The sequence below is a fragment of the Streptomyces sp. NPDC053076 genome (assembly GCF_044546845.1).
Taxonomy (GTDB): Bacteria; Actinomycetota; Actinomycetes; order Streptomycetales; family Streptomycetaceae; genus Streptomyces.
On record NZ_JBITZL010000020.1, the window covers coordinates 22,009 to 35,136 of the forward strand.

Consider the following 13,128-nt stretch of genomic DNA (forward strand, 5'->3'; position numbering starts at 1 on the left):
GGGAGCCACCCCCCGGGCCTCACCAGTCTCGTAGGGGGCGGGAGTTACCCCATCCCATGTGCGCGGGAGTTACCCCGCGAGGAAGGGCCGAGCGGATCCGCTCTCACGGACGCTGCTCATGAAGTGTCATCCGCTCTCATGGATGCTGCTCGTGTAGCGCTCGGCGTCCTGGGGGAGTGCTGACTACTCCCTGCGGTCGATCTCCTTCAGGTTGGCCTCGTAGACCTCCTCGCCGACGCGGTCCCCGCGCAGCCGGCATACGTGCAGGGCCTTGCGGGTCCATTCCCGGGCCTCGTCGCGGTCGCCGAGGTGGAAGTGGTTCGCGCCCAGCAGGCCGCAGAGCTTGCCGAGGAAGCGGCGGGCGGGCGAGTCCTCGGGGTACGTATCCAGTTCGCCGAGGAGCCGCAGCAGTGCCCGGTTGCTCTCCACGAACAGGGCCCGGTCGCTCAGCCGCTGCGCATGCGTCAGAGCCTCCCGGCAGGCACCCAGCCGGCGGCCGTCGGTGGTGCCGCGGCGCAACTCGCGCGCGGTGAGCAGGTCGTCGAGGACTTCGGCGGCTCGCGCCACGCCCCGATGACCCGAACGCCGCGCCACTTCGTGCGCACGGCGGGCGTGCTCGATGGCTGTGTCGAGGTCGTTCCGCATGGTCGCGTGCGTGGCCATGCGGGAGTGGATGAGCAACACCCAACCGTCGTCGGCCAGCCCCTCGCCGAGCTCTTCGCGGAGCAGTGCGTCGGCGGCCTCGAACTCCCCGTTCTCGGCGAGGACGTCCGCCTCGTGCAGCTTCTCCATGGGATTGCCCGGCTTGTCGGCTCCCGACAGTTGGCGCAGTGGGGCGGGATGGCCCAATCCGTCCAACTCGCGTGCGATCCGCTGAGCCGTCAGCATGAAGGGCCGCATGGCCTCCATGTTGCCGCGGAAGCCAGCCCGCAGTTCCCGGGGCACACTCAGCCATACGTCCCGGTCGCTGTCGAGTTCTGCGGCGTGCCGTCGGCACAGCGCGCTGAAACCGGCGTGATCCCCGTCCCGGTCGGCCACGCTGAGGGCGCGCAGCACACGTCCGAGCTCTCCTTCGACGAACTCGCCCAGATGCGGAACCTTCAATGGACCGACGCCCCCCACTGCAGCAGATGTTGGTACAGGTGCATGTACAGCAGCCCCGATGGATGCTCGTAGCCGGACCCCCACCCGGACAGGAGGCCGCTGGGCGGTGCGCCGGGCGCTACATCACCGACGACCTGTTCCACGTTCTCCTCGGTGCGGTCCAGGGACACGGTTATGGCCGGGAGGCGAGCCTCGTACACCACGCGGCACAACGCCTGGCCCACGTCGTTCGCCACCAGGCCGGACTTGCCCACCACCAGCCATACGTCGGCCCGGACGGGCTGCGCCCGAAGCCGCCCGTGCGGCAGATGCCCGACGGGGACGGGATCCACCGCGGTCCAGCTTCCCGAGACCACCGTGACCCGCAGCCGCTTCTCCAGCTCCGCCCGGTGCCGTCGTAACCAGGACGAGATGAGCACGGCTTCCCCCTCGCACTCGGCGACGACCGCTACATGGCAGGTCGGTGTGGTCCCGGCGGCGTCCGGACCGGGGACGCGCCAGTACGGCGTCACGTCGGGGGGACCGGCGTCGGTCGGTCTCTCCTCGATGTGGCCTCGCAGGTTCAGGCCGCCCCACCCGTCGAGGGAGCCGAGCACGCGGACCGGCCGTCCGCCGTCGACCGGCTGTGACCCGGAGTAGTCCGGCATCGGGATCAGGATCTTGCCCTCCCCCATGTCCGGCAGCGGAACCACACCCGTGACCAGGGAATGACGGCTCATCCGGCCGTTCGGCACCGCGAAGGAAAGCATGCGGTCGTAGAGGTAGGGAAGATCACCCGGTTCCGCCATGGACAGTCCGAGCCGGCGCAGGCACTCCTCGCGGGTCTGCAGCCGGAACACTTCGGTGTCCAGCAGCCCGCGCCAGATGACGAGTTGGCGGTCGTTCACCAGACTGCGCAGCGACTCCGCGTCCGTTGCGGGGCCGGACGGCCGCGCCGGTCCACCGGTGTGCAGGATGTCCGGGCGCCCGCCCGCCGTGGATGTCAGCGAGGTCGCCGCCTCCAGGCTGCACCAGGCCCGGCCCAGGTAGTCGGCCACATCGTCCAGCAGCACCAGGGTGCGCCCGGCGAACTGCAGCAGGAACAGCGATTCGAGGGTCCTGCGGAACAGCCCCTGTTCCTCGGGGGTGCGCGGAGCCTGGGGTACGCAGGTGTAGTCGTACCAGATATGGATGCGCTCCAGCAGCGGCCGGAGTGCGGGCAGGGCGTCGAGCAGAACACTCAGGCGCTCCAGGCCGATATCATCGGACGCCTCGGCCGCGCCGAGTTCGACAGCGTCCATGCCGACCCGCTCCAGCTCCTGGGCCACCGGCGCCAGTGACGTGTCGTCCACCACCTCGCGCAGGACCCCGACCAGCAGACACTCCGCGAGGTCCGATCCGGCCACTCCGACCGGCATGTTCATCGCGGCGGGAGCCACCTGACGAGGGGTGTGCAGTCCACGCCGGTGGGCGACCCGGACCGCCTCGCACATCGAGGCGACCAGATGCCACGCGACCAGGCGCGCCTGCGTGCCGTCCGGGTCGGGCTGTCCCACGTCCAGCCAGCGGTGCGAGACGAACACATGGTGCCGACCGGGGAAGACACCGCGCACCAGCCGGGACGCCTCACGCATCGGGGGGAAGCGGGCGTACCGGATGAGCTCGTCCAAGGGCAGCCAGCGCGACTCGGTCAGGTGCGTCCAGACCGACATGGTGGGCTGGGGGCGCACGTCCTGCGGCTTGCTGAGCCCGTCCAGCATGCGGTGGCGAACCGTCAGGGGGAACCTGCCCACGATCGTGCCCTCGGGTTCGGCCATGGCGAACAGCAGCCCCCGCTCGATGCCTACCCGGAACTCTCCGTCGGGCATGACGAGGGGCCGGTGGGCGAGGAAGTCACGCTGCCCGGCGAGCTGGGCCACGTCGCTGGGCAGTCCCACCCGCTGCCGCCGCCGCTCCTGCTCGGCGCGGCCCGCCAAGGTCTCGACCCCGAGGAACGGCACCTGCGGGCAGGCGCACAAATAGCGGTACGCGATGTCGTCGTACGTGTGCCCGGCCCCGCCCCGGGCATAGGCCAGTGCCTTGGCGGCCGCCTCGCTGGCGCGCCGTGCGTACAGCAACCGGGGATGCCTCCGTAACTTCTCCGGCGGGATGGACAGCATGGCGTCGACATCCTCGGCTGGCGGCTCGCTCCGAGACAAGCAACTCACCTACCTTCAGCGGACTTTGTGCCCGCACCATGCGATCAAAGCACGTATCTTCTCAGCAGGGTCGGCGAGCGTGACGACTACGGGGAGATGCCGCTATGGCCGAAGTCAGTGATTCACTGTGGAACGACGGTATCGGCGCGGAGGACTATCGCGACGCGAGGGCCTCATATCACGCCGCGATCTTCGAGCAGTACAAACTGTGCGTGGAGATGGCCGACCGGGTCAGCGCGCGGCGCAACCTCGCCAACACGTTCTTCCTGACCCTCCACACCGGCCTGCTCGCCTTCTTCGGCGCCTGGTTGTCCCAGGAACACCATCGTGAGGTGCCGGTCGTCCTCGCCGTCGCGGCCTTGCTGGTCCTGCTGGGCATGTGCGTCACCTGGTGGTTCACCGTCCGCTCCTACCACCAGTTGAACCGGGGCAAGTTCGAGGTGATCGGTGCGCTGGAAGAGCGGCTGCCGGCCCGCACCTTCGTGGCCGCCGAGTGGCGCGCTCTCGGCGAAGGCCGGGACTGGCGCGTCTATCTGCCGCTGAACCGGGTCGAGCGGTGGATCCCCCTCCTCTTTGCCGGGGCCTACGTCCTGGGCTTCGCCGCCGCCATGGCTCTGTGAAGCCCGTAGAAAGTCTGTACGGTTCAATCGGCTCGATCGGTGACCGCCAGCGGATAGAGTGACGACTGCATCGCCCGTGCCGGAAGGGGAATTGACGCGTGCTCACGGTCGCCGTCACCGGTCATATGGACCTGGCCGACGAGGCAGCCGGAGCGGTGCGCACGGCCCTGCACGAACTGCTGGCCGGCCTGCGCGGAAACGCACTCATGGGGCGTTCCTGCCTGGCCCGTGGCGCTGACACCCTTTTCGCCGAGGAGATCCTGGCCCTCGGTGGTCGGCTGTCTGTGATCATCCCGTCCAGGGACTACCGGGATGCGGTGGTGGCCCCGGCAGATCTCCCCAGGTTCGACGCGCTGTGCGAGGCCGCCGACGAGGTGGTGATCATGCCGTACGAGCACACGGGGCGCGTGGCCTACGAAGCGGCCAACTTCCGCCTTCTCCAAGGCGCGGACCGGCTGCTGGCCGTCTGGGACGGCAGCGGGCCCACCGGCCGGGGCGGTGGCACGGCGGACACGGTGGCCGCCGCCCGCTCGGCCGGACTGACCGTCGATGTCGTATGGCCTCCCGGTGCGCGCAGGTCCGGCGCGTGACCCCCACGCTCAGCGATGAGCTGAGCGGCCGATGGGGCAGCACCGGAGCGACGCTCCGGCGTGGTGTGCCGGTCTGCAACCAGCAATGACGCCATGGCCCGCAGGGTGGATGACCGGCACGCCGGCGGAGCGAGCCTGCTCGGCAGGGTTGGCGACTTTGCGCAGGCAAGCCTCATCGCCATAGGCGTTGCTCGACAAGGCACTTCGCATGTCGATGACGAGCAGTGCTTCTGACAGGTTCTCCGGCGTCAGCGCCCTTTGCGTGTCCGGGCCGCCGCGCGGGCTTCCGCTGTCTTGCGAGCCTCGGCGGTTTTGCGGGACTCCTTGGGGCGCCCCGGCCGGGTACCGAGGCCGCGGAAGGCGATGTTGCCGCTGCTGGTCTTCGCCGCGGCCGGCGGGCGCTTCGCCCCGGTGATGGCGGTCAGCTTCTCCTCGCCGGAGCGGACCTGCGTGACGGTCGGCCGGATTCCGGCGTCGGACATCATCCGGTTCACATCGCGCCGCTGGGTTTGGGTGACCAGGGTCACCACCTTCCCGGACTCCCCGGCGCGCGCCGTGCGCCCGCCACGGTGCAGGTAGTCCTTGGCGTCGGCCGGCGGGTCGACGTTGACGACGAGGTCGAGTGCGTCGATGTGAATGCCCCGCGCCGCGACGTTGGTGGCGACCAGAACGGTGATCTCACCGTCCTTGAACCTGGCGAGCGTGTGCGTGCGCTGCGGCTGTGACTTCCCGCTGTGCAGGGCTGCGGCCTGTATCCCGTTGGCCCGCAAGTGACGAGTGAACTGGTCCACACCGGCCTTGGTGTCCAGGAACATCAACACCCGGCCGTCCCGCGCGGCGATTTCGGTAGCGGTCGCGTACTTGTCGGCGGCGTGGATGTTCAGTACGTGGTGTTCCATCGTGGTGACCGAGCCCGCCACCTGGTCGACCGAGGCGAGCACCGGGTCCTGCAGGTAGCTGCGCACCAGATGGTCGACGTTGCGGTCGAGGGTGGCCGAAAACAGCAGCCGCTGCCCGTCAGGGCGCACCTGGTCCAGGATTTCCGAGACCTGCGGCAGGAATCCCAGGTCGCACATCTGGTCCGCCTCGTCCAGCACCGTGATCCGCACCTGATTCAGGTGACAATCCCGGCGCGACACCAGGTCGGCCAGCCGCCCCGGCGTTGCGATGACCACGTCGGAGCCGGTGCGCAGCAGCGCCGACTGCCGGTTGATCGACAGGCCGCCGACCACCGTCGCCAGTCGCACGTTCAGCGCCTGCGCGTACGGCGCCAGCGCGTCGCCCACTTGCTGCGCGAGTTCCCGGGTGGGCACCAGGACCAGTGCGAGAGGGCGCTTCGACTCCGCTCGCAAGCCTGCTGTCCGGACAAGCAGCGCAAGCCCGAAAGCGAGCGTCTTGCCTGAGCCGGTCCGTGCGCGGCCGAGGACATCGCGGCCGGCCAGCGCGTTGGGCAGGGTCGCCGCCTGGACCGGGAAGGGCTCCTTCACGCCTAGATCGATCATGGTCCTCATGAGCGCCGGCGGCAGCCCGAGCACGTCGAAGGACTCGGCCGGCGGCAGGCCCGGGGTCACCGTCTCGGGCGTCGAGAGGTCGCCCTGCGACGCTGTCACCCGCTCGGGCTTGCCGGCGCGGGAGTGTCCAGGGGCCGGCGGCATCGCGTTCATGGGGAAACCTTCCTCGGTCTAACACCCGGAACGCGCCGGGGCCCGTACCCCTCGGTACGGGCTCCGGTGGTGTCGTAGTGTGCCCCCATTTTACCAGCGCCCGCCCGGATGCCCGACGGTCCGGCCGGCCGGGCCACCGAATGACGGGACATGCCCGCCTCGCGGACCGTGTGCGGCTGATCGTTCCGGCGCACCGACAGACCGCTGGCCAGAACCTGCGGACGGTACTCCGAAGACTTCCGCACCTGCCCCTTGACCTTCCCCCGCTACTCACACGGTCACAAGGGGGTGATCGAAAACGGATTGCGCACAGGGGCTGCGGTTGGATAGACGTTGCGACCGAGCCCCTGCCGCAAGGGTGAGGGGTAACGACAGCGAGAGGAGGGATAAGCCGATGATTCCCATGATCACCGCGCTTGCGTCCTCCCGGGGCGTGGACCGCGTCTGACCCCGGAGCGGACGGGCGCCTTCACCGGAGCGTCTGAACCGTGAAACAGAACGACCTGACCATACGTCCGATCAACGGACCCGAAGAACTCGCTCTCTTCTCCCAACTGCCCTACGTCCTCAACGAGGAACTGGCAGACGACCTCGCCGTCGGCCGACGACGCCCGGAATGGATGTGGGTCGCCCTGCGCGGTGACCGCCTACTGGCCAGAGCTGCCTGGTGGAGCCGAGCCGGCAGCGACACACCGCTCATCCTGGACGTCCTCGACATCGACGACAACGCTCCGAATCCCGATCACAGGGACATCGGGGTGCGACTTCTGCACACCGCGATGGCCGCCACCCTTTCGAACGGGTCGTGTCCCCCTGAGTACAGCCGTCTCGTCCCGCCAGACTGGCGTGAGAACACCGTGACCAGACAAGCCGTCGAGGACCGCATGACGGTACTGGAACGGACCGGTGCCCGGCTCTTCGTCGAACGGCTGCGCCTGGAGTGGCGTCCGACATCGCCAGTCCCGAAGCACACCAAGCACCTTGCGTTCCGGCCGATCCGCGATGCCGATGAACTCGTGGCGCTGATGGCCTCGGTCATGGACGGGACGCTGGACGCACATGGCTGTGACGACCTGACCCGGATGTCCGCCCAGAAGGCGGCCGTCAAGCACTACGAGGACGAGCTGGCGCGCTACACAAGCCCACGAGACTGGTGGCGGATCGCAACGCTGCCCGACGGAGAGCCAGTGGGGTTCGTCCTCCCGGCCCACAACGGCTACAACGCGATCATCGCCTACATGGCGGTCCTTCCCACGCACCGCGGCAATGGCTACATCGACGACCTTCTCGCCGAGGGCACCCGCGTTCTTGCCGAGCAGGACGTCCCCCGCATCCGCGCGTCCACAGACCTGGGCAACGTCCCGATGGCGAACGCCTTCCACCGCGCTGGATACGTCACTTTCGGGCGCGAGATCAATATGACCTGGAACTGATGGGGCACTGTGCAGGGGCTCCGGAGACGACGCTCCCGCAAACGCCTAGGCTGCCTCAAGTCGATCGAGACAACCCCAGCAGCGGTGTCTCAATCGACCTGAGGCAGCCCTGGTCACCGGGCCGCAATGCCTCAGATCGATAGCCGGACCGCCCTGGCCAGAGCGGCTTCACCGCTCCCAAGGCTGGGTGCCACAGCAGCTCCCGCTGCTCAACCTCCCCCCGAACTCCACAGACGGATTTGAAGAGCCCATCGACCTGCTGCGCGCGGTAGCCGCCAAACCCGCCTCCTGGCAAGAGGCAGCGCTTGAGGAACTCAGGCTCGAGCCCAGAAGGACGAAGAGAAGCGCAGCCGTAGGAAAACGCAGGTGGAAACGGCCGAAAGCCTTGTGGCCCTCCCTGTTCTGCTTGGCGTTGATCATGCGCCAGTTGAAGTTACCGCCGACGGTGGAGGGCACCCTGCCAGGTGGAGGCGAACGGGTACTCGTCGCACTGCTTGTCGCGTACGCGCAAGATGAAGGCACCCTGACGGAACTCGGCATTCTCGCCCCGGCAGGAGCGCTCGGCGCCGGGTTCGACGCCGACGCCTACATACGCGGCATAGCCGCCCGGCCCGAGGTGATCGCCTACGACACCGGCGCCACCGACTCCAGTCCGCCACGGATGAGAAAACATGTTGGCCGGCTGCTGGCGAGCTGCGAAGATGCGTCTGTTTCCCAGGCGGAGGACATTTGTTCGTTTTCGTGTGTGCGGGATGCGGTGCCGAGTTGACCACCCCGCTGTCCCAGGTCTCACTGCCGGTGCACGCCCGTCAGAAGTACGGGAACGGGGCCCAGCTTCCGGTGCTCATGCAGTCAGGGACGTTTGCCGTGGACCCGGACCCCTGGGGAGGGCCGTGGCGGATGTGGGACGAGATCGATCCGGGCGAGGCGGAGGCACGTGGCATCTACGCGCCGGTCTACGCCCTGTCCGAGAGCACGCCAGGGGCGACTGTCATCGCGCCCGGTGATATCCGTGGAACCCGGCTGATCCCGGAGAAGCGCGGCGGTGCCTGCTGTGGCCTAGACGGAGCCGACGGGCCCAACATGGCCTGCGAGGCATGCGATCTCCCCGTGGCCACCAGGGTCGATGACTGCTCGCTCTGGCAGGCGGTGCGGCTCAGCTCGGACGCCGTGCACCCCGTCCCCGTCGACGATATCCACGATGCGCCCCCCTCCTGGGTGGAGCTGGCAGAGAGGGGGGAGAAGACGCCCCCGTTCGAGCCGATTGCCACGTGGGGAGGAAGGTGGGGATCGAACCATTACTGGTCGTGGAGTCCGCAGTGGGAGGCGGCAGCCGGCCATGCGCTCGCCCACCTGCTGGTTGCCTCCCAAGGGCAGCCAGTGGAGGTCCCGGGCGGTCTGACCGCGAACGTCTTCCAACGCTCGCTCGACGCCCTGCTGCCCGCAGGCCCCCCGAAGCGGCGCGCCGTCCTGGGTGGGCCGGGACAGCCCTCCCCGGACGCGGGCGTCGACATCCTCCTCGTACCGGTCCACCCCCAGACGGGTCGGACCTGGACCCCCGCCAGCCCGACTGTGTCGGCATACCTGGTGCCCCTGCCGCTGGGGGTGTGGCTGTGGCTGGTCTCTCCCCAGTCGTACTTGCCGGTTCCCGCGTCGGGCCGCATACCCCGAGACGTCCTCCGCGACGACCCGCTCCCGCTGCTCCCCAACTACCTGTTCCGGGCCGATCGGGGAACGTTCCAGCACACCTTGGTCCGGCTACCAGCCGTGCGCAGTCCGTGGCTGCGCACGATCCTCGAGAACCTCACGCAGGGCACCTCGGCCGACCTCTTCTAGTGGCCTGGCTATCGACTCTCGTACCTCCCAAAGCGGTCGACATCTGCTGTCCCATCTCGGGCATTGGTCCACTTCGTGTGGTCGCGTACACAGGGCGACTGTTGGTCTTCGCCTAATGATTGTTTTAGTGGTCGTAGGCGGTCAGAGCGCGCATGACTGGCTGGCCGCGAGTGAACCTGGCTCCCCTCGTCAGGCCCCTTGGAATCGATCACCGCCTAGGCTGGCGCGGTGACTGATGAGCAGGAGCGGGTCCAGCCGTCGGGAGTGTGGGCCACGGCGGTGGGGGTGGCCAGGGTGCGGGCGCTGGAGACCGAGCGGGAGAACGCGCTGTTCCGCGACCCACTGGCACGGGCCTTCGCCACCGCCGGCGGCCTTTGGCCCTCCTCGCCGCCCCTGCCCGGTGACGAGGCTGCGCAACGCCGCCGGCTGGCCGTGTCGTTCTCCATCGTCATCAGGACGAAATTCCTCGACGACCTGTTGCAGCAGGCCTCCGCGTCCGGGGTCCGGCAGGTCGTGCTGCTCGGCGCCGGCATGGACAGCCGGGCCTTCCGGATGGACTGGCCCGAGGGCACCCGGCTGTTCGAGGTCGACACCGCCGCGCCACTGGACTTCAAGGCTTCGGTGCTGCGCCAGGAGCGGGCCGTCGCACGCTGCGAGCGGATCACCGTCGCGGTGGATCTGCGTGAGGACTGGCCAGGCACGCTGGCCGCCGCAGGGCACGACCCGGCGGTGCCGACCGTGTGGATCGCCGAAGGACTGCTGATCTATCTGCCCGAGGACGCGGTGGAGCTGCTGCTGGCCCGGATCAGCGCGCGGTCGGCGGCAGGCAGTCGGATGGGGCTGACTTTGGGCTCCCGCGGCGTGATCGAGCGCTTCGGCGCGGAGGCCGGGCCGGGATCGGCGGCGTCCATGTGGCTCTCGGAGATGCCCGACGACCCGGTGGGCTGGCTGGCCGGGCACGGCTGGGAGGCCGGCAGCCACACCCTGCGCGAGTGCGCTGCCGCCTACGGCCGTCCGATCAGCACCCCGCCGCAGCGCGAGGAGCGGCCCGGCGGACTGATTTCGGCGGTCCGTCCGTAGAGCGCCACCGGTTTCCTAGGTGATCGATTTTCAAGGGGGCCTGATGAGTGGAGCCAGGTTCATGCGAGGCCAGCCGGTCATGCGCGCACTGACCGCCTACGACCACTAAGACGGTGTCCTACGTGGTGAGGCGGACGAGCCGTTTGTAGCAGCAGATAGCTGCGGCGAGGCCGAGAAAGGCCAGGTAGTTGCGGGGGTTGCGCTCGTAGCGTGGGCTGAGTCTGCGGTAGCCGGACAGCCACGACATCGTCCTTTCGATCACCCACCTGCGGCGGCCCAATCGCTCGCTGGACTCGATGCCTTTGCGGGCGATCCGGTCTCCGATGCGCTTGCCGCGTAACCATTTCCGCAGGTCCGGGCGGTCGTAGGCTTTGTCCGCGTGTAGGCGCTGGGGCTTGAAGTAACGGCCTTGATCGGGGTCGTGTCTCGTTTGGTGACCCTCGATCATGGCTTCAGCCCTTCGCTGTCGTGGGTGTTGCCGGCTGAGACGCCGACGAGGAGAGGCAGTCCGTGCGCGTCCGACAGGACGTGCTTCTTGGAGCCCGGTTTACCTCGGTCCACGGGGCTCGGACCTGTGTGTTCGCCCCCTTTTTAGCCCTGACGTGGGTGGTGTCGAGGACGACGCGGGTCACATCGATGAGGCCGGCGTCGTCGAGCCGGTGCAGCACTGCCTCGTGGAGGCGGCCCCAGACTCCGGCTCTCGACCAGATCAGGAACCGGCGATGGGCAGTCGACTTCGATACCCCGAAGCAGGGCGGCAGAGCCCGCCAAGCGCAACCGCTGACCAGGACATAGACGATGGCCGCGAACAGCCTCTCATCAGGTGTGTCCTGTGTACCGCCACCCTGCGGCCGCACTCTAGACGGTGGGATCAGCGGCTTCGCGATCTCTCACAGCCCGTCCGGCACGATCCAGCTCCACGTACCCCGCCCCATACCGAGTCAACGTCCGCCTCACCACGTAGGACACCGTCTTAAAGCCGTCCGCCGGGCATGTTCAAGCCGGGTGCGTGTGCCCGGGGAACAGCGGTCCGGTCCTGGCGGGTCGTGGCTTGGGCGTGGTGTTGTGCCCGGTTCTTGGTGGTGTGGGGGGCAGGGTTCTTTGACGGGTTGTGTGGGGGTGTCACGGGCTGTTTCGGGTGGTGCGTTCGGTGTGTTGTGCCAGGCAGGTCACCCGTTTTTCCGCGGCGGCCCGGACGGGGTATGCCCCGAGGAACTCTCCGCTGGGGTTGTAGACCTCGAAGCGGTCGGCTATCTGCTGGATCATGAAACTGTCTTGGCTGTGAGCGGGAGCGTGTTGAGTTGTCATGGTTGTGGTCCTTCTTCCGGTGTTGTGGGGAGCGGGGGAGGGGTTTTGCAGGGCCCGTGGGTGGGTGCCTGCTCACAGTCTGGACATGCTCCCCGGCCGGTCCGGTCGGCCGGCCGGAGGAGAGTGTGGGGGATTGCGCTGTAGGCGGCATGGGGGAGTCCGAACGGCCGGGGGCGGGCTGTGCAGTGGCAACTGCCAGGGCAGGCTCGATGAAGGCGGGCCCGGTGCAGGTGGACTTGGTGCAGGCGGCCCTCGTGCAGGTGGCCGTTGTGGAGGGGGGATCCGGTAAGGAGGCCAGGTGAGGACGGCTGCCGGACCGGCGCCGGGGGAGCGGCCCGTGAGGGGGCTGGGCCCGGTGGTGGGCTGCTGCCGGCTGTCTGCGGGGGCCGGCCACCCTGCCTGGCTTCTGACGAGACCCATCGCGATCGCTGGCCGCCCCTCTGCCGCCCGGCCGTCCTCTCTGTCTGGCCGCCTGTCTCTTTGTCCGGCCGTCTCTTTGTCCGGCTGTCCCTTTGTCCGGTCGTGGCTTGTCCGGCCGTGCCGTGCTGTGCCGGGGCGGGGCGGGGCGGGGGTGGGCGGCGGGGTGGGGGGTGGGCTTGGTGGGTGAGGTGGTCGCGTTCGGCGTGGTGGGGGGTGTTGTGGGCGGCTTCGGTGTACAGGCGTGTGGCGGTGGTGATGTCGCCGTCGCGTTCGTGGAGGTAGGCGGCTACTGCGGTGTGGCGGGGCAGGGAGGTGTCCAGTGCGGTGAGTGCCGCGAGTCCGGCGCGTGGTCCGTCGGCTTCGCCGATGGCGACCGCGCGGTTGAGGCGGACGAGGGGGTTGGCGGTCAGGCGGGCGAGTTCGTCGTACCACTGGACGTTCTGGACCCAGTCGGTTTCGTCTGCGTGGGGTGCGTCTGCGTGGAGGGCGGCGATGGCGGCCTGGGCCGGGTACTCGCCGAGCCGGTCGCGGGCGAGGGCCGTCTGCAGGATGTGCACGCCTTCGGTGATCAGTGTGGTGTCCCACCGGCCGCGGTCTTGTTCGGCGAGGGGTACCAGGTCGCCGTCGGGTGTGGTGCGTGAGGCGCGCCGGGCGTGGTGGAGCAGCATCAGGGCGAGCAGTCCGGTGACTTCGGGGGGGCGAGGACGGTGGTGAGTTGCCGGGTGAGGCGGTTGGCTTCGGCGGTGAGGTCGATGTCGCCCGTGTAGCCCTCGTTGAAGACCGGATAGAGCACGCGCAGTACGGTGGTGACGTCGTCGGGGTGGTCCGGGTGCAGACGTGGGGCGGTGTGTTTGGCCTGGCTGATGGGCTGGGTCGTGGTGGCTTCGGGTTCCTGG

At 68.9% G+C, this 13,128-nt stretch carries 10 protein-coding genes and 2 pseudogenes; 6 read left to right on the top strand and 6 right to left on the bottom strand.

Annotation, left to right across the window (positions count from 1 at the left end; translation table 11 throughout):
- Nucleotides 1-183 precede the first annotated feature (183 nt).
- Together ACIGYR_RS38705 and ACIGYR_RS38710 are read right to left on the bottom strand one after the other, a co-directional pair.
- Nucleotides 184-1,056, bottom strand: coding sequence for a hypothetical protein (locus ACIGYR_RS38705; RefSeq protein ID WP_399608938.1), 873 nt, complete (start codon nucleotides 1,054-1,056; stop codon nucleotides 184-186).
- 44 nt (nucleotides 1,057-1,100) lie between these two features.
- Complete coding sequence (locus ACIGYR_RS38710; RefSeq protein ID WP_399608941.1) at nucleotides 1,101-3,242, bottom strand: hypothetical protein; 2,142 nt, start codon at nucleotides 3,240-3,242, stop codon at nucleotides 1,101-1,103.
- Between the two features lie 143 nt (nucleotides 3,243-3,385).
- Between ACIGYR_RS38710 and ACIGYR_RS38715 the strand changes: the two genes are divergently transcribed.
- Together ACIGYR_RS38715 and ACIGYR_RS38720 are read left to right on the top strand one after the other, a co-directional pair.
- Nucleotides 3,386-3,901 (top strand): hypothetical protein, encoded by a 516-nt coding sequence (locus ACIGYR_RS38715; protein ID WP_399608944.1) that lies wholly within the window; start codon nucleotides 3,386-3,388, stop codon nucleotides 3,899-3,901.
- Nucleotides 3,902-3,999: 98 nt separating this feature from the next.
- The gene (locus ACIGYR_RS38720; RefSeq protein WP_399608947.1) at nucleotides 4,000-4,491 is read left to right on the top strand and encodes a hypothetical protein; all 492 of its coding nucleotides are present in this window, start codon (nucleotides 4,000-4,002) and stop codon (nucleotides 4,489-4,491) included.
- Between the two features lie 248 nt (nucleotides 4,492-4,739).
- Here the strand turns inward: ACIGYR_RS38720 and ACIGYR_RS38725 are convergent, their stop codons facing one another.
- Entirely contained in the window at nucleotides 4,740-6,155 is a 1,416-nt protein-coding gene (locus tag ACIGYR_RS38725; protein WP_399608949.1) for a DEAD/DEAH box helicase, read from the bottom strand.
- A 488-nt stretch (nucleotides 6,156-6,643) separates the two neighbouring features.
- Here ACIGYR_RS38725 and ACIGYR_RS38730 point away from each other — a divergent pair, with 488 nt between their 5' ends.
- The 4 genes from ACIGYR_RS38730 to ACIGYR_RS38745 all read left to right on the top strand — a co-directional run bounded on the left by ACIGYR_RS38730 (nucleotide 6,644) and on the right by ACIGYR_RS38745 (nucleotide 10,504).
- Complete coding sequence (locus tag ACIGYR_RS38730; protein WP_399608951.1) at nucleotides 6,644-7,588, top strand: GNAT family N-acetyltransferase; 945 nt, start codon at nucleotides 6,644-6,646, stop codon at nucleotides 7,586-7,588.
- Nucleotides 7,589-7,994: 406 nt separating this feature from the next.
- Nucleotides 7,995-8,357, top strand: a complete 363-nt coding sequence (locus ACIGYR_RS38735) for a hypothetical protein (protein WP_399608953.1) — start codon at nucleotides 7,995-7,997, stop codon at nucleotides 8,355-8,357.
- Nucleotides 8,318-9,424, top strand: a complete 1,107-nt coding sequence (locus ACIGYR_RS38740; protein ID WP_399608956.1) for a hypothetical protein — start codon at nucleotides 8,318-8,320, stop codon at nucleotides 9,422-9,424. Before ACIGYR_RS38735 ends, ACIGYR_RS38740 begins: the two co-directional genes overlap by 40 nt.
- A gap of 264 nt (nucleotides 9,425-9,688) precedes the next feature.
- The gene (locus ACIGYR_RS38745) at nucleotides 9,689-10,504 is read left to right on the top strand and encodes a class I SAM-dependent methyltransferase (RefSeq protein ID WP_399608960.1); all 816 of its coding nucleotides are present in this window, start codon (nucleotides 9,689-9,691) and stop codon (nucleotides 10,502-10,504) included.
- 118 nt (nucleotides 10,505-10,622) lie between these two features.
- On the opposite strand, the pseudogene ACIGYR_RS38750 reads toward ACIGYR_RS38745, so the two are convergent.
- The 3 genes and pseudogenes from ACIGYR_RS38750 to ACIGYR_RS38760 all read right to left on the bottom strand — a co-directional run.
- Nucleotides 10,623-11,391: pseudogene (locus ACIGYR_RS38750) on the bottom strand (IS5 family transposase).
- 235 nt (nucleotides 11,392-11,626) lie between these two features.
- A complete protein-coding gene (locus ACIGYR_RS38755; protein ID WP_399608958.1) occupies nucleotides 11,627-11,770 on the bottom strand; it encodes a hypothetical protein in 144 nt (47 codons plus the stop codon).
- A gap of 635 nt (nucleotides 11,771-12,405) precedes the next feature.
- Nucleotides 12,406-13,128 (bottom strand): annotated as a pseudogene (locus tag ACIGYR_RS38760) (DUF6596 domain-containing protein); the annotation flags it as partial.